The organism is Bacillus sp. IBL03825 (assembly GCF_024712505.1).
Classification (GTDB): Bacteria; Bacillota; Bacilli; order Bacillales; family Bacillaceae_G; genus Bacillus_A; species Bacillus_A wiedmannii.
Map to the genome: position 1 here is coordinate 4,525,446 of NZ_JAMXKE010000001.1, position 17,876 is coordinate 4,543,321.

Sequence of the window (17,876 nt, forward strand, 5' to 3'; positions counted from 1 at the left end):
TAATAGTATAACACAAAAAGGGGATATGTCACTAAGCATTTTCATTAATTTCACAATTTTTTAGTCAATAATGTTCCAATTCTTTAAAATCACCTGTAATTGTGTTTTCGTTCCCATAATTGTGCCATCATTATTTATCACTTCATCTGCATTTTTCACTTTTTCTTCTAACGGCATTTGAGATTGAATACGAGCTGTTGCTTCTTCTTCTGAAAAATTATTTCGTTTCATTAAACGTTTTAATTGTGTATGTGGCTTAACCGCTACAACTAAAACGCGGTCCACGAGACTTGTTAATTTACTTTCAAATAAGAGAGGTATATCTAACACAACCGCTTGCATACCTTCCTTTATGTACTTTTCCTTTTGTGTATTCATTTCCTCACGCACTGCAGGATGAACAATTTTATTTAACTGCAATCGTTTTTCTTCATTATAGAAAACGACACTTCCTAATTTCGCCCGATCCAATTCTCCATCTTCTTGTAATACTTCCGTTCCAAACACTTCTACTATTTTGTTATATGCTGGTTTTCCTCGCTCTACAACTTCTCTTGCAATAATATCCGCATCAATAACTGGTATACTCAGTTCACGAAACATTTGAGACACTGTACTTTTTCCACTTGCAATGCCTCCCGTTAATCCAATTACTACTGTCATCATAATCCTCCTCACAATATAAAAGGCGCGAAACTAATGTTCCACGCCCATACTTACATTTTCCAAATTCCAATAATAATGAGTAATACCCCAGGCAGGAATGTAAATTTTTGTAACCATTTCATATTCGATAAAACCGTTCCAAGTTTCATTCCAATAAATAAAAACAAAGAACTCATAACCGCAACCAATATTGCCATCATAGCGGGCGCATACCCTAATAAAGATGCACCAATTCCAGCACCGAACGAATCTATAGAAAGAGCGATACCAAGAAGTAACGCTTCTCCTGCAGAAATGGTGCCTGATTTATCAAAATCTGCAACAGTCGGTTTCCGTAAAATTTGAATCACTAGCCCGAGCGAAGCAATTTCTAATTTCCAAACCTTCTCCTCTTGCTTTGGTTCTTCTTTTTTCTCACTTCGAAAAAATTGGTATAATACCCAAATTCCTATTCCAATAAGAACAAGCCCACCGATACGCGTTGCGATAACAGGTGAAAATATTTTCGCGATCATATGTCCAATTCCCATTGAAACAAGCATAACAGCCGCTGAACACATTCCGATAATTATAATTGATCTTAGTGGAATTCTTACGCTTCTTAAACCATATGTTAGCCCTACACTACAGCTATCTAAGCTTAATGTAAAAGCTAATAAAATAAGAGATAAATAAAGGTACATCGGTAAGCTCCTCCCTTATACATAGCCCTGCTGTATGTATATGACAAATGCCTATCCGATGTTATCTCTTTTCTATATTCTCGGCTGACAAATCGGGCAGTAATGCGTTCCTCTTCCGCCAACAACTGTTTTTTCTAATATCGTACCGCAAGTCACACATGGTTCTCCTTTTTTTCCGTATACATTTAGAAGTTCTTGGAATGAGCCAATTTGCCCTTGCGAATTCATATACGTTCGAATTGTACTTCCGCCTCGCTTCACTGCTTCACCTAACGTTGTAACAGTCGCCTCGTAAATTCGTTCAATTTCTTCTGCTGTTAAAGACGAAGCTTCTCGTTCCGGATGAATTTGAGAACGGAATAAAACTTCATCTACATATATATTTCCAAGCCCTACTAAAAGACGCTGGTCTAATAATACGACTTTTATTTTACGATTGGTCTTTTGCAATCTTTCTTGTAAATACTGCGGTGTCAATTCAGCATCAAACGGCTCCGGACCTAAATCAGCAAGAGGCATTTGATTCAATTCTTCACCTTTCTTAAAGAGATGCATCGTACCAAACTTCCTCACATCTTTATAATGTAGTTCAGTTCCATCTGTAAATAAGAAACGGACGTGTGTATGCTTATCAATTGGCTCGTCCTCTTGATGCAGTAAAAACTTACCTTCCATACGCAAATGTGAAACAATAACATAATTCGTTACATATAAAAGCAAAAACTTTCCTCTTCGCTTTATATTTTCAATCTTTTCGCCTCTTAGCATTTCTTTAAAGATTTCTGCATCATCCGGACGTTTTACTATTTTTGGATAGGTAACAATAACATCTTCAATTGTTTTTCCTGTCACAAGATTTTCAAGTGTCCGTCTGACGTTTTCAACCTCTGGTAATTCAGGCATTTCATCACTTCCTTATTTTGCGTCGTACCAAGTTGGACCGTAAGAATAATCAACTTTCAGCGGAACTGCGAGTTCAATTGCATGCTCCATTACTTCTGGTACAAGCTTCTCTAATTTTTCAATTTCTTCTTTTGGCGCTTCAAATATCAATTCATCGTGTACTTGCAGAAGTAGACGCGCCTGTAATCCTTCTTCTTCTAGACGGTCTGCCATAATAATCATCGCTTTTTTAATAATATCTGCTGCAGTCCCTTGAATTGGTGTATTCATAGCCGTACGCTCAGCAAAGCTACGTAAATTGAAATTACGACTCGTAATTTCCGGAATATAACGGCGGCGATTTAATAATGTAGCCACATATCCTTTTTGTTTCGCATCTTTTACGATGTCACTCATGTATTCTTGTACACCAGGGAAACTTTCTAAATACTTTTCAATAAATTCCGCTGCTGCTTTTCTTGTAATTCCTAAGTTTTGTGAAAGACCATAATCACTAATACCATACACAATTCCGAAATTAACAGCTTTCGCTTGTCGTCTCATATTCGAAGTTACTTCATCTTTTTCAACGCCAAATACATCCATCGCTGTTTTCGTATGAATATCCATATCATGTTGGAACGCTTCAACTAGCCCTTTATCATTTGCAATATGAGCTAATACGCGAAGTTCAATTTGTGAATAATCTGCCGCGTACATAATCCATCCTTCTTCTGATGGAACAAATGCCTGACGAATCTTTCTTCCTTCTTCTAATCGAATCGGGATATTTTGCAAGTTCGGATCCGTTGAACTTAATCGACCTGTTTGCGTTAATACTTGATTGAAACGAGTATGGATTTTAGATGAATCTTCATGTACAACTTTTAATAAACCTTCAATATAAGTTGAATTTAGTTTCCCTAATTGACGATAATGTAAAATGTTTGGAATGATTTCATGGCGATCCATAAGCTTTTCTAGTACATCAGCTGACGTAGAATAACCTGTTTTCGTCTTTTTAATAACTGGTAAGTTTAAGTTCTCAAACAGAATAACACCAAGCTGCTTCGGTGAATTAATATTAAATTCTGTTCCCGCAAGCTTATAAATTTCCTGTTCCATTTCCTTTAATCTACCTGCAAGTTCTTCTCCCATATTACGAAGACGCTCCGTATCAACTTTTACACCTTTTACTTCCATATCAGCTAATACACGCGCAAGTGGTAATTCTAACTCTGTAAACAGTTCATATTGCTCATTCTTTTGTAACTCTTCTACGAATGTTTGCTTTACATCATATAATACGTGCACTTTACGAGCTACATGCTCCGCTACTACTTCTAGCTCTGGAACAGCACGCTTCGCACCTTTTCCGTAAACTTCTTCATCAGATTTCACAGCATGTGTTTCTTTCATTTTTGCTACAGTACGGAAATCTTTATCCGTATCAGCCGGGTCAAGTAAATAAGCAGCGATTAATAGATCAAAGTCAATCCCTTGCATATCTATCCCGTTCCATTTAAGTGCAACGATTGCGCGCTTCGCATCAAAGGTATACTTTCTCATTTCTCCATCTGCAAGCCACTCTTTAAAAGCGTCTGACTTAAGAGCAATGTCTGTTTGAATAAAGTAACAGCCATTTTCATTTTGAATACCAAAACCTTGAATGTCCGCTCTATGATAGTTATCTTCTTGTACTTCAACGATAAGCGCACTATCTTGCTGAAGCATTTCTTCTGTAACTTCTTCCACAATATCAAATGTAATATCATCTAATTCAGCTGGAGTCGTTTCTTCTGGCGTAACACCTAATTTATTTAAAAGGGATGTAAATCCTAAATTCTCGAACATTGGAATGACATCACTTGCTTCATACCCTTTATACTCCATATCATCCACATGCACTGTAATCGGTGCATCTGTAATAATAGTTGCAAGATCTTTACTCATAAGAGCTTGATCTTTATTTGCTTCTAGCTTTTCTTTTAATTTCTTCCCGCTTACTTGATCTATATTTTCATACACTGCCTCGACCGTTTCAAACTGTGTTAACAATTTAATCGCAGTTTTTTCGCCAACTCCTGGTACACCTGGAATATTATCTGACTGGTCTCCCATTAAACCTTTCATATCGATAATTTGCTTTGGTGATAAGCTGTATTTCTCAAATAAAGCTTCTTTCGTATATTCATCCACTTCTGTAATCCCTTTGCGAGGAATACATACGAGTGTATTATCTGAAACAAGTTGCAGTAAGTCTTTATCTCCTGAAATAACTTTTACATGAAACCCTTGTTCACTCGCTTCTTTCGCTAACGTTCCCATAATGTCATCCGCTTCATAATTTTCTAATTCATAACGCGGTACGTTGAATGCATCAAGCATCTCACGAATAAACGGGAATTGCTCTGATAATTCAGGTGGAGTCTTTTGACGCCCTCCTTTATACTCACTATACGTTTTATGACGGAATGTCGTTTTACCCGCATCAAACGCTACTAACATATGCGTTGGTTTTTCTTCCTCTAATATTCTCATTAACATCATTGTAAAACCGTAAATTGCGTTCGTATGTATACCTTTGTCGTTATTTAAAAGCGGTAGTGCAAAGAAAGCACGATACGCGATATTATTACCATCTACTAATACGACCTTTTTTTCCAAACCAGAAACCTCCCCATACAAATTTGAAATGATTTTTTTCACAGAAAAAAACCGTTCCTTTCCTCTCTCTATATTAACATGACTAATAGAGAGAAGAAAAATAACGGCTATTTTCTATTATATATACAAACGTTTACTAACATAAAAGGGAAGTGACGAGAACAGCATAACTATTCTCGTCCAAAATTACTCCTTGGATGAAGGGGTTTTCATGTATTATATTAACAGACCTTTATTAATATTTAATTAAGCCATTGTTAATATATTGTAAATATCCTTCATCCTATTTTTCAGTTGCTGATTTTGGTAAAACAACTGTAAATGTTGTCCCTTCCCCAACTTCACTATCCACTGTAATCGTACCGTGATGTGCCTCAACTAAATGCTTTACAATCGATAATCCAAGGCCTGTACCACCAGTATTTCTACTTCTCGCTTTATCCACTCGGTAAAAGCGTTCAAAAATACGCGGAATTTCATCTTTACTAATACCAATTCCGGTATCCGATACTTTTATATAAGCATTATATTTATCTTCTGCTAATTCTACAGAAACAACGCCTCCAGCCGGCGTATATACGATTGCGTTATTCATTAAATTAATAAAGATTTGCTTCAAACGACTTGGATCTCCAATGACCGAGACTCCTTTTAGCGCATTTACTTGTAAAGAAATTTCCTTTTCTCCTGCTTTGTTATCAAGCACCATATGAATGTCTTCAAGAAGTCCCTTCATATCAACGGTCCCCATACTCAATTTAAATCCTTGTTGCTCAATCTTTGATAAATCTAATAAATCTTCAATTAACCCTTGCATGCGTTCACTTTCTTTTAAAATAATGTGCAAGAAATGTTCGCAGAATTTTTTATTATCCATAGCACCGTCCAAGAGCGTTTCTGAAAAACCTTTAATAGAAGTAATCGGTGTCTTTAGTTCATGAGAAACATTCGCTAAAAAGTCTTTTCTCATTTGTTCTAATTTCTTTAGCTCAGTAATGTCATGGAATACAAGGACAATCCCTTTCCATTCATGGTTCGTCCCGATAATCGGTGCTCCATATACTTCGAAATGCTTTCGCTCAATTCCAAGCGGCAATAACATTTGTTTACGCACTTTCACTTCTGTCATAAAGATTTCTTCCACGAGCTCTATAATTTCTGTATGATGAAACGACTCATAATATAAACGATCTAAATATTCTTCATCTGTTACGTGGAAAGTCTCCTTATACGAACGGTTTACAAGGTTTATATAACCGCGACTATCAATTAAAATCATTCCGCTTCCCATATTTTCAATTAACGTATGCAGACGATCTTGTTGCATTTCTTGCTCAAGTGTCATCTCTTGTAAATTACGGGCTAAAATATTAATCGCTTTACTCAGCATTCCCGTTTCATCCGAATGACTCTCATAAGCGCGTGCTTTATAATTTCCCTTCGCTAATTCGATAGCAACTTTCGTAACGGATTCAATCGGCCTAATATATTGCCCTGTAATTTTCATACCTAAAAATACGACTACGAGACAAGCGATAACAAATCCGATAATTAATAATCCCCACGTTTTTTGATGAACAGATTTCAAAGGCTCAATTGTACTTTTTACCAAAATGTACCCTTGTTTTCCTGCTACATCTTGAACGAACACCGCATGGTAAAATTCATTATTCTGCTCTGTTTCTTTCGTAATGACTTTATTTCTTTGTTTCGTTGTTTCAGAAGTAAGTTCTTTAATTATCCCTTGGCTAAAAGCAGACTGTTCTCCTCCGCTATATTGAACTTTCTTTTTTTCATCTACAAATGCAATAGAAGCCTGTATTTTTTCTTCTAACTTTTCAAATACATATGGATTTTTTAAAACATCATCAAAACCCTGTTCTTCTGCTAATACCGCAACATACTCTGTCTCTTTTACCATTCTCTCTTTGGCATGATCTATATAGTAGTTTTCAAACACGGTTTCCAGTAATAAACCTAGTCCAACTAAAATAAAAACAATAAGAGAAACAAATGTAAAAAGAAGCCTGGAACGAAATTTATTCATCCCCTTTTGGCTCCTCTAATTTATATCCTAAACCACGTATCGTTTTAATGTACGTCGGTTTTTTCGTATTTTGTTCAATTTTATCGCGCAAATGGCTAATATGAACGTCAACAATTCGTGTATCACCAGCAAAATCATAGTTCCATACAGCACTTAATAATTGATCACGTGTCAACACGCGACTTTTATTTTTCGCAAGATAAACAAGTAGTTCAAATTCTTTTGGTGTTAATTCAAGCTTTCTTCCTTGGAAATAAGCCTCATAAAATTCCGGCAAAATTTTAAGTTCAGCAATTGTGATGCTCTCTTCATCTGACGCTTCTTTCACTTGTTCTTCTTGTTGTAATTTCGTGCGGCGCAAAATTGCCTTCACACGCGCAACAACTTCCCTTGGGCTAAATGGCTTCGTCATATAATCATCTGCCCCAAGTTCAAGACCTAGCACCTTATCAAATTCATCATCTTTTGCTGTTAACATTAAAATCGGCGTCATAACGCGCTGCAATCGTAATTCTTTACACACTTCCATACCATCCATTTTTGGAAGCATTAAATCTAATATAATTAAATCTGGGCGTTCTGTTGTCGCTTTTTGAAGCGCCATTTCTCCATCCATCGCTGTTATCACTTCAAACCCAGCTTGTTGTAGATTAAATTCAATTAAAGTTAAGATAAACTCCTCATCATCAACTACTAAAATACGATTGTTCATTCTTTTCCTCCAAGTTATAGACTTGAAACCTTCTTCATCCTAGCATTTTCCCCGTTATTCTCATCATACTAGAAAATAAGGTCCCTCTCAATATAATTGTCTATTCATGGAGCTCGTTTGTACTATCATTATTCCTAAAAACAACTCCACTCGGCTTAATTAACTTGTTGTTATCCATACTTTATACACTTCTATATCGTTATTAAACTCCACATTCGTATAAATATTAAATTCTCGATTTTGCGCTAACAAAAACGCAAGAGCATACGCTATTTTATAGTCTAGCGTTTCATATCCATCAAATACTCTTCCATACATTTCATTCGCGACCCCGTCTGCCCACACTTCAGCTTCTCTTATCGTTTCAAAGATAACATCTTCTCTTTTCCACTTCATCTTAAAAATCACCCCTTTCATTGACTTCAATTACCAATAAATATATTATTAATTTAAATATATAAATAAACACAATTCCGGGGGCTATTATGCGAGTATTACTACCTATTTTAACTTTAGTAGTAACATGTTTCCTTACTTTTAACGTACCAAGCTGGGATACGATTAAAACAGGTTGTTCAGAATTTGCCGAAGGGTTTAAAGAAGGGTTTTTCAACTAAAAATAGCGCTAGTCCCTTATAGTAAGGTATGCTAGCGCTATTCATATTTTCATGTTTTAAAAATTATCTAATGCTTTTTCCATAATAGAAACTGATTTAAAAGGCGGTGTTACTGTTAAGGAACCTTTTACAACCGTTTCTCCTTTTTCATCATGAGCAGATACAAGCATATCAATTGTATGTTCCTCCTCAGAAACAGCCACAACTTCAAAGTGGATTTGTAACGTTTCATAATGGTGAACATGCTTCACGAACGTAAGGTCCTTCCTAGTAATATGACTACCTGGACCTGGTAAATATTTCGTAACTGCCGTTGTAATCATTCCAGTTAGCATAATGCTTGGTACAATCGGCTTTTCATACGGAGTTTGGGATGCGTAATCATGCTGAATATATAATGGATTGGCATCATTCGTTAACCCTAAGTACAATAACAAATCTTTATCCTCAATTTTTTCAGTGATAGATAATTTCTCTCCTACTGTAATTTCATCCATTCTACGACCAATTTGAACTTTTTTCTTTAACATGTTACAACCCCCTCCGATTTTTTCACCTTATTATCCTACTAAAATCGATACCTTATCCGAATTTTACTATGATGAGGGCAATGTATAGTATAAATCTATAGTTTCATTATAGGATACACCAAATGATAGCGTTTTCATATTATTTCAAAAAAACATTTGAATAAATAGTAGAAAAAGATTCGGGGCCCCGAATCTTTTTCCGCTTATATTTAATTATTAAACAAGAACCTTCATTACATTACGTACAGATTCTACAGAGCGATCTAACGCTTCTTTTTCATCTGCAAGAAGTTCTAACTCAATAATTTTTTCAATTCCGTTACCACCTAGAATTACTGGTACCCCTAAGTAAAGGTCGCTATAACCATATTCACCTTCAAGGTACGCAATAGCTGGTAATACACGGCGTTGATCTTTTAAGATTGCTTCTGTCATTTCAACTAAAGAAGCAGCTGGTGCGTAATATGCACTACCGTTTCCTAATAAGCCTACAATCTCGCCGCCACCTTTACGGGTACGTTCTACGATTGCTTCTAAACGCTCTTTCGGAATTAACGTTTCTAACGGAATGCCACCTGCATAAGAATAACGTACAAGAGGTACCATATCGTCACCGTGTCCACCAAGAACAAATCCTGTAATATCTTTCACAGAAAGATTTAATTCTTGTGCAATAAATGTACGGAAACGAGCTGTATCTAATACGCCCGATTGACCGATAACACGCTCTTTCGGGAATCCTGCTTCTTTAAATACAGAATATGTCATTGCATCAACTGGATTTGTTAATACAACAATAATCGCATTTGGTGAATGTTTTGCAATGTCGCGCGTAATACTTTTCATAATTTTAGAGTTTGTTGCTACTAAGTCATCACGGCTCATACCAGGCTTACGCGCAATACCTGCTGTAATAACGACAACGTCAGAATCAGCAGTATCTTCGTAATTAGATGTTCCAATAATGTTAGCATCAAAACCTTGTACTGGGCTCGCTTCTAACATATCTAACGCTTTCCCTTTTGTTGGATTTTCCAGTTGTGGAATGTCCACTAATACAACATCTGCAAGTTCTTTTTGTGCTAATAAGAATGCTGTTGTTGCTCCTGTAAATCCTGCACCGATGACTGAAACTTTCTTGCGTTTGATTGTCATAATTTACCCCCCGCTTTAATTATGCGTTTTTGATTATCGCTACATCCATATTTTTAATAAGTTCATTAGCGAACTCAGAACATTTCACTTCTGTTGCACCTTCCATTAAGCGTGCGAAATCATAAGTTACTACTTTTGAAGCAATTGTTTTCTCAACTGAATCAGTTACTAAATTCGCAGCTTCGTTCCATCCTAAGTGCTCTAATAATAATACACCAGAAAGAAGAACTGAAGATGGGTTTACTTTATCTAAACCTGCATATTTTGGAGCTGTACCATGTGTAGCTTCAAAGATAGCATGTCCAGTCACATAGTTAATGTTTGCACCAGGTGCAATACCAATTCCACCTACTTGTGCAGCAAGTGCATCAGAGATGTAGTCTCCGTTTAAGTTCATTGTTGCAACAACATCGAACTCACGTGGACGAGTTAAAATTTGTTGTAAGAAGATGTCTGCAATAGAATCTTTTACGATGATTTTTCCAGCCACTTCAGCGTCTGCCATCGCTTTATTCGCTGCATCTTTACCATCTTTCTCAACGATACGATCATATTCAGCCCAAGTAAATACTTTATCGCCGAATTCTTGTTCCGCTACTTCGTAACCCCAGTTTTTGAAAGCACCTTCTGTAAATTTCATAATGTTTCCTTTATGAACTAATGTAACAGAAGAACGCTTTTCGTTAATTGCATATTGAATTGCAGCACGAACAAGACGCTTTGTCCCTTCTTCTGAGATTGGTTTAATACCAATACCAGATGTTTCTGGGAAGCGGATTTTATTAACACCCATTGCTTCTTTTAAGAAAGCAAGGACTTTTTCTGCTTCCGGAGATCCTTGTGCATATTCAATTCCAGCATAAATGTCTTCTGTATTCTCACGGAAAATAACCATATCAGTATCTTCCGGACGTTTTACAGGTGAAGGAACACCATCAAAATAACGAACTGGACGTAGACATACATATAAATCTAATTCTTGACGAAGTGCTACGTTTAGAGAACGAATACCACCGCCAACTGGAGTTGTAAGTGGACCTTTAATCGCGATTAAATATTCACGGATTAAATTTAAAGTTTCTTCTGGTAACCACTCGCCTGTTTGGTTGAATGCTTTTTCCCCTGCAAGCACTTCTTTCCAAACGATTTTCTTCTCACCATCATAAGCTTTTTCAACTGCTGCTTCTAGTACACGAGATGCAGCTGCCCAAATATCAGGACCAATTCCATCTCCTTCGATAAATGGAATAATCGGATTGTTTGGTACATTCATAACACCATTAGTTACAGTAATTTTTTCACCTGTCGTCAATGTGATAACCCCCATGTTTGAAATTTCATATGTATGAAACTGAGGGAATAACCCCTCAGTTCAAACCGTTATTTAAATTAAAATATTCTAATCATTACGTCTTTCCGAAAAAATCAGACTTTTGAAAGCGTATTTTCACTATCAAAATAGTGTTTTTTGCTTATCGTTGTGCAATTGGAACGTACACTTGATGTGTTGGTCCATTATAATCAGCACGTGGACGGATTAAACGGTTGTTTTCATATTGTTCTAGAATATGAGCTAACCAGCCTGACATACGGCTAATTGCAAAAATAGGTGTAAATAAGTCATGGTCAATTCCTAAACAATGGTATACAGAAGCTGAATAGAAATCAACATTTGGCGGAAGACCTTTTTCTTTTGTTACAATGTCTTCAATTTTGATAGACATATTATACCATTTGTTTTCTCCTAAAAGCACGCATAATCTCTTAGACATTTCGCGTAAATGTTTTGCACGCGGATCACCCTGCTCATATACACGGTGGCCAAAGCCCATGATTTTCACTTTATTTTGAAGAGCATTATGAATATATGATTCTACATTTTCTTCTTCGCCAATTTCAGTTAGCATCTTCATTACATTTTCATTTGCCCCGCCGTGAAGAGGACCTTTTAACGCACCGATTGCTGCTGTAATACCAGAATATACATCTGAAAGTGTAGCTACACAAACGCGTGCAGTAAATGTAGAAGCGTTTAACTCATGATCTGCGTGAAGTACAAGCGCCTTATCAAAAGCTTCAATTTCAACTTCATTTGGCTCGCGATCATTTAACATGTACAAGAAGTTTGCAGCTAATGATAAATCGTTTCTAGGCTCAACAACATCTAAACCTTTACGAATTCTTGCATAAGCAGCAACTAAAGTTCCCACTTGAGCCTGCAATTTAACCGCTTTCAAATAATTGGAGTTTTCATCCATAATTTCAGCGCTCTCATCGTATAATGATAGCATGGAAATTGCAGTTCGTAAAACAGACATCGGATGTGCGATTTTTAAATCTACTTGTTTCAAATATGTTAAAATCTCACCTGGAACTTTATAGTATTCCGATACAGTCTCTTTAAATTTCGCTAGTTCTTGTTCATTAGGAAGCTTGCGATGCCATAATAAGTACACTACTTCTTCAAATGTAGCATTCTCAGCTAAATCATCAATATTATACCCAACATAAGTTAATGTATCATCAATAATAGAGCTCACAGATGATGTTGTTGCTACTACCCCTTCTAAACCTCGAATAACAGTCATGACATTCTCTCCTTTTCCTGAAAATTCTCCCAACCTTGCTCCTTATATCTATTTGCTCCCCTTTTGAATTATGAACGCCCGTTCACTCTTTAGGCAAGCAAAATGCACGATCATGCAAATTTATTGCGATGTTCCCCTCTTATGTCCATTGTCTACATGGAAAGCATGAGCGTGAATGTCTCCCCGAATCCTCACGCTCAAAACAACAAGTTAGTGAGGAAAATTAATTCCGAAGAGTTTTATGATAAAAACAACATAAAACAATATCATTATAAAATTGTTTTATGTTGTTTTTATTTTATCTGGTGTAAAGTCTCTGCTGTTATGTAACTTTTCAAAGTTTCTAATCCTATTATAAACAATTATCTGACTTTTGTGAACAGAAAGAATTCAAAATTTTTATATTACTATAAAATTCCTCATTTAAACATCTGTATAATACTCATAACTGCATAGGCAATTCCAGCCCCAATTAATGGACCTACAGCAACTCCATTAAATAAAGCAACCGCTATAATTGTCCCGAAAACGAGCGCAGTTGTAATATGAGGATCCGTCGTCAATAATTGTACGCCGCCTTTCGCTAACAAAGCAACCGCTACCCCTGAAGCTAAAGCAATCCATGCATAATACGATTTCGCCGCTTCTCCAAGTTGTTTAAAACCTATTTCCCCCGTTGCAATCGGTACGAGTACTGCTATTGTAATAACCGTTACACCGAGGTTAATCCCTTTCGTTTGTAGATAAGGAAAGACTTTATCTCCTAGAAACGTAAATTTCAATAAAAATAACACACCAATAGCTACAGTAAGCGATTGGTTTTTAGCAACAAGTCCTATAATAAGTAGTATGAATAAAAATAACGTTGACTGACTAATCATGTTTGCACTTCCTTTCTGAAAATAATGAACTCATTTCCAAACAAAAATACCTTTAAACCTATCGTTATACATGCTATATCGATGTATATTCAACAATAACCACTTCATTTTTTATGTATTTTAAACTGACAAACTGAGACTTTCATCATCAAAAATTTAAGCATGTATACATTTTTGAAAACGATTGTCTCTCCTTTCTTTTCTAATAAGAAACAGGTAAAATAAAAAGAAGAGAAAATGAAGTTTTTACCATATAGTAGAAGCATCAACACCAAGCTTTTACAGTCACTCATGTACTGAAAAAGCAGGAAAAATCCATCATTCCACTATAACATAAAGTGAAACTTTAATCAGTGCAGCACACTCGTTATAAGTTGAACGAATTAGGATAATCCAAATTGGAATGGGAGGTATACATCTTTGAACCGAAACTTACTATATATGATATTGCGACTCATATTTGTCATTGTAGCAACGGTAGCCGGGTTCTATGCATTACTATATATGTCAGGACTTATCTACCCTTTTATTATCGCTTTCGCATTTGCTTATTTGATTAATCCTGTCGTCAATTTCCTTAATCAAAAACTACAATTTCCTCGCGCACTAGCAGTACTCGTTAGCTTAATTCTCGTATTTGGAGCTATCGTTGGACTCGTTACATATCTTGTAACAGAAGCAATATCTGCCACAACATACTTACTACAACTTGTTACAGTAAAGTTTCCGGATATCGTTAAATTCGCAGAGCAATTTGCACTTAATCATATTATGCCTCTCTATGATGATTTAATTTCTAAATTTAATCATCTTGGGGAACCACAGCGCTATACGATTACACAAAACATTCAAAACTTAGGAACCGAAGCAACGACGCAAATGAAAGAACTTTTAACTGCTATTATAAGCGGGTTAACAAATTTCATTAGTGCATTACCAACAACTTTAACTGTCCTTGTATTCGTTTTATTAGCCACTTTCTTCATTAGTTACGATTGGCACCGTCTTGCTCAGAAAGTAAGAAAATTTTTGCCGAATCGTGTTCATGGCTATGGAAAAACTATTTTTGTCGATTTAAGAAAAGCTTTATTTGGTTTTGTTAAAGCGCAACTTACACTCGTATCTATGACAACTGTTATTGTACTAATCGGACTTTTAATATTACGCGTACCATACGCCATTACTATCGCGATTATTACAGGGGTTGTAGATTTACTCCCATATTTAGGAACCGGCGCCGTCTTCGTTCCTTGGGTTATATACGTATTTTTCACTGGCGACACTGCTTTCGCCATCGGTCTTCTCATCTTATACATCGTCGTGATTGTCCAAAGACAAATTATGGAGCCTAAAGTACTCTCATCTAATATCGGCCTCGATCCATTAGCAACACTGATCGCTCTATTTGTCGGCTTTAAGCTTTTTGGCTTTTTAGGATTAATCATCGGTCCAGTCACCTTAGTACTACTTAATACATTGCACAAAGCTCGTGTATTCCATGATTTGTGGAAATATATTAAAGGCACACCTTCAAAATAATAGTTTCTAATTCATATACAACAAAAAACTTACATGTAATCAGTGGGAAATTCCCACTGATTATTCCTTGTACTTATTTTTTACACTCATTACATACAACGAGAGAATTGCCCCAGAAAAAGGATAATACTCTTGTTTTTTTGCATGAAAAACGCATATTTCGAGGTATTTTTACATATTTATTCTATTATTCCTATAATTATTACTTACATTTATTACTTTTTATGTAAATGAATAAATATACAAAAACCAGCTTGAGTTCATATGAATTTCCCTACAGTATACTCAGTAAGAACTACCTACATATCCAACCGAAAAATACACAGCAAATATAATAAAGCAAAACTACGATTATTAACTTTCACCAACCGGATTAGTATGAGCAGTCCGATTTCCACTTAACTCCTTCGCATTCACCAAATTTTAAGGCATGATACAGCAAAACTTTAATTAACAGAACTTCATCCATCCGCCATCCTTTTGCGGGCAAAAAAAATAGTGCTTAGATCGCTATAATCTAAGCACTATTTCTGCACAATAATAGTAGAACTCTTTCTAAACTTCCATTCCATCCACTTCATAACAAATGGCTTCAACAAAGCCCTCGTCATAGGGATAACGAAGATCAAACCCATTATATCCGTTACGTATCCAGGAAGTACCAAAAGAATACCTCCTACAAAGATAAAAATACCATCCAGTACCGCTCCTCCTGGCATTTCTCCTCTATTCAACTTAGATTGAATCTCTCCAAGTACTTTAAATCCTTGTCTTTTCGCCAAATAGACACCTACAACACCCGTAAATACAATCATAGCGAACGTAGACCATAAACCTATTACATGACTCGATCCAATTAAGACTGTAATCTCAATCGCCGGTATTAAAATAAACAAGAATAGTAACCACTTCATAGTTCTACACTCCTCTCACGCATCACTTTAAACGAACCCATAACGCCCGTATACGCTACACAAAAACTAAACACCTTTCCCTATTGAACCTCGTAACAAACGGCTTCTAAACCCAATTCCAGGCGTTTCAAGCTGATTCCACCTCGTTTTTGTGTAAAAAAAAGAGAAGGACTCCGATCCTTCTCTTCATATTACTTATAGCACTTCCGCATGTCCATTATAAACAATTCCGCGTGCTGCATCAACTGTTACTTCTTGGCCATTTTTTAAAGTTGCTGTTACGCCGTTTACACCAACGATAACAGGAATACCGATTGATACACCTACAACAGCCGCATGGCTTGTTAGACCGCCTTCTTCTACAACTAGAGCAGCAGCTTTTTCGATTGCAGGAATCATATCTTTATCAGTGCTTGTTGTAACAAGGATATCACCTTTGTTTACGTTCGCTACAGCTTCAGCAGCTGTTTTCGCTACAACTACTTTACCTTTTGCAGCTTTACGACCGATTCCTTGTCCTTTCGCAACTTCTTCACCAACAACATGGATTTTCATTAAGTTTGTTGTACCAGTTTCAGCAACTGGAACACCAGCAGTGATTACTACAGTGTCTCCAAGTCCAATTAGACCTGCATCCATACCTGTTTGAATTGCAGTATCTAACATTTCGTCAGTAGACGCTGCACGTTTTCCAGCCATAAATGCTTGTACACCCCAAACAAGTGCAAGACGACGTCCTACTTGCTCGTCAGATGTTACAGCTACGATTGGAGATTTCGGACGGTATTTAGAGATCATTTTCGCAGTATGTCCACTTTCTGTTGGAGCTACGATTGCAGCTACATCAAGAGCAAGTGCTGTATGCGCAACAGATTGGCTAATTGCATCTGTGATTGTTGGAGTGAACTCTTTAATACGTTTTTTGAACATATCTTCATATTGTAATGATTTTTCAACACGTACTGCAATGTTAGCCATCATTGTTACTGCTTCTACTGGGTATTGACCAGCAGCTGTTTCACCTGAAAGCATGATTGCATCTGTACCATCGAAGATCGCGTTAGCTACGTCACTTGCTTCTGCACGAGTTGGACGTGGGTTACGTTGCATAGAATCTAACATTTGTGTCGCAGTAATAACCGGTTTACCTAACACGTTACATTTTTTGATTAGACGTTTTTGTACTAATGGTACTTCTTCTGGCGGAATTTCTACACCCATATCACCACGAGCTACCATTAAACCGTCAGAAACTTCTAAGATTGAATCGATGTTATCGATACCCTCTTGGTTTTCGATTTTCGGTACGATTTGGATGTATTGAGCGTTATGCCCTTCTAATAATTCACGGATTTCTAATACGTCAGATGCTTTACGTACGAATGAAGCTGCGATGAAATCAACTTTTTGCTCGATACCGAAAACGATATCTTTTACGTCTTTTTCAGTGATACCAGGAAGCTTAATGCTTACGTTTGGTACGTTAACACCTTTTTTATTTTTTACAGTTCCGCTGTTTAAAACTTTTGTACGGATGTTTCCGTCAGCTTTTTCGATTACTTCTAGTTCGATAAGACCGTCATCGATTAGAATACGAGAACCTGGGTCTACATCGTCATAAAGACCAGCATAAGATACAGAGAACTTCTCTGCAGTACCTAATACTTGCTCAGTAGAAAGAACTACTTCCGCACCTGTTACAAGCTCAGCTTGTCCGTCTACGAAGTCGTGAGTACGGATTTCTGGACCTTTTGTATCAAGTAAAATACCAACTGTTTTACCAGTTTTCTTTGAAGCTTCACGAATGTTTTTAATACGAGCGCCGTGCTCTTCATGGCTACCATGAGAGAAGTTTAAACGAGCAACGTTCATACCTGCTTCGATTAATTGTTCTAATTTCTCAATACTTTCACTAGCAGGACCTATAGTACATACAATTTTAGTTTTACGCATATTGCACCTCCGAAAATTATGAAACCGTTCCCAAATATCCGA

General features: G+C 36.5%; 16 protein-coding genes. 2 read left to right on the forward strand and 14 right to left on the reverse strand.

The genetic code is table 11. The features are described 5' to 3' along the window. Positions 1–60: 60 nt before the first annotated feature. The 7 genes from coaE to NHG49_RS23230 all read right to left on the reverse strand — a co-directional run bounded on the left by coaE (position 61) and on the right by NHG49_RS23230 (position 8,053). On the reverse strand, positions 61–663 hold the full coding sequence (gene coaE / locus NHG49_RS23200; protein ID WP_064474613.1) for a dephospho-CoA kinase: 603 nt from the start codon (positions 661–663) through the stop codon (positions 61–63). 53 nt (positions 664–716) lie between these two features. Continuing rightward, positions 717–1,349, reverse strand: coding sequence for a sporulation membrane protein YtaF (ytaF, locus tag NHG49_RS23205; RefSeq protein ID WP_000281739.1), 633 nt, complete (start codon positions 1,347–1,349; stop codon positions 717–719). Positions 1,350–1,421: 72 nt separating this feature from the next. Continuing rightward, positions 1,422–2,252, reverse strand: a complete 831-nt coding sequence (gene mutM, locus NHG49_RS23210) for a DNA-formamidopyrimidine glycosylase (protein ID WP_001114486.1) — start codon at positions 2,250–2,252, stop codon at positions 1,422–1,424. A gap of 12 nt (positions 2,253–2,264) precedes the next feature. Beyond that, a complete protein-coding gene (gene polA, locus NHG49_RS23215) occupies positions 2,265–4,898 on the reverse strand; it encodes a DNA polymerase I (RefSeq protein ID WP_142289400.1) in 2,634 nt (877 codons plus the stop codon). Between the two features lie 283 nt (positions 4,899–5,181). Next, complete coding sequence (phoR, locus tag NHG49_RS23220; RefSeq protein WP_001032126.1) at positions 5,182–6,945, reverse strand: sensory box histidine kinase PhoR; 1,764 nt, start codon at positions 6,943–6,945, stop codon at positions 5,182–5,184. Further along, positions 6,938–7,657 carry a two-component system response regulator PhoP gene (gene phoP / locus NHG49_RS23225; RefSeq protein WP_001065222.1) on the reverse strand — a complete coding sequence of 240 codons (720 nt, stop codon included), beginning with the start codon at positions 7,655–7,657 and terminating at the stop codon, positions 6,938–6,940. Before phoP ends, phoR begins: the two co-directional genes overlap by 8 nt. 159 nt (positions 7,658–7,816) lie before the next feature. Continuing rightward, positions 7,817–8,053 carry a hypothetical protein gene (locus NHG49_RS23230; RefSeq protein ID WP_064474610.1) on the reverse strand — a complete coding sequence of 79 codons (237 nt, stop codon included), beginning with the start codon at positions 8,051–8,053 and terminating at the stop codon, positions 7,817–7,819. A gap of 89 nt (positions 8,054–8,142) precedes the next feature. Between NHG49_RS23230 and NHG49_RS23235 the strand changes: the two genes are divergently transcribed. Then, the gene (locus NHG49_RS23235) at positions 8,143–8,274 is read left to right on the forward strand and encodes a hypothetical protein (RefSeq protein WP_001265022.1); all 132 of its coding nucleotides are present in this window, start codon (positions 8,143–8,145) and stop codon (positions 8,272–8,274) included. A 56-nt stretch (positions 8,275–8,330) separates the two neighbouring features. Here NHG49_RS23235 and NHG49_RS23240 read toward each other — a convergent pair whose 3' ends face one another. The 5 genes from NHG49_RS23240 to NHG49_RS23260 all read right to left on the reverse strand — a co-directional run bounded on the left by NHG49_RS23240 (position 8,331) and on the right by NHG49_RS23260 (position 13,428). Further along, positions 8,331–8,804, reverse strand: a complete 474-nt coding sequence (locus NHG49_RS23240; protein WP_000914190.1) for a MaoC family dehydratase — start codon at positions 8,802–8,804, stop codon at positions 8,331–8,333. 216 nt (positions 8,805–9,020) lie between these two features. Next, positions 9,021–9,959 carry a malate dehydrogenase gene (mdh, locus tag NHG49_RS23245; protein WP_064474609.1) on the reverse strand — a complete coding sequence of 313 codons (939 nt, stop codon included), beginning with the start codon at positions 9,957–9,959 and terminating at the stop codon, positions 9,021–9,023. Positions 9,960–9,978: 19 nt separating this feature from the next. After that, the gene (gene icd / locus NHG49_RS23250) at positions 9,979–11,271 is read right to left on the reverse strand and encodes an NADP-dependent isocitrate dehydrogenase (protein WP_064474608.1); all 1,293 of its coding nucleotides are present in this window, start codon (positions 11,269–11,271) and stop codon (positions 9,979–9,981) included. Between the two features lie 160 nt (positions 11,272–11,431). Next, a complete protein-coding gene (gene citZ, locus NHG49_RS23255; protein ID WP_002073260.1) occupies positions 11,432–12,580 on the reverse strand; it encodes a citrate synthase in 1,149 nt (382 codons plus the stop codon). Between the two features lie 386 nt (positions 12,581–12,966). Then, positions 12,967–13,428, reverse strand: a complete 462-nt coding sequence (locus NHG49_RS23260; RefSeq protein ID WP_000625511.1) for a DUF441 domain-containing protein — start codon at positions 13,426–13,428, stop codon at positions 12,967–12,969. Positions 13,429–13,848: 420 nt separating this feature from the next. Here NHG49_RS23260 and ytvI point away from each other — a divergent pair, with 420 nt between their 5' ends. Next, positions 13,849–14,967, forward strand: coding sequence for a sporulation integral membrane protein YtvI (gene ytvI / locus NHG49_RS23265; protein ID WP_088048028.1), 1,119 nt, complete (start codon positions 13,849–13,851; stop codon positions 14,965–14,967). 524 nt (positions 14,968–15,491) lie between these two features. Here the strand turns inward: ytvI and NHG49_RS23270 are convergent. Together NHG49_RS23270 and pyk are read right to left on the reverse strand one after the other, a co-directional pair. Then, on the reverse strand, positions 15,492–15,881 hold the full coding sequence (locus NHG49_RS23270; protein WP_064474606.1) for an FxsA family protein: 390 nt from the start codon (positions 15,879–15,881) through the stop codon (positions 15,492–15,494). Positions 15,882–16,076: 195 nt separating this feature from the next. Next, positions 16,077–17,834 (reverse strand): pyruvate kinase, encoded by a 1,758-nt coding sequence (pyk, locus tag NHG49_RS23275; RefSeq protein ID WP_001232679.1) that lies wholly within the window; start codon positions 17,832–17,834, stop codon positions 16,077–16,079. Positions 17,835–17,876 lie beyond the last annotated feature (42 nt).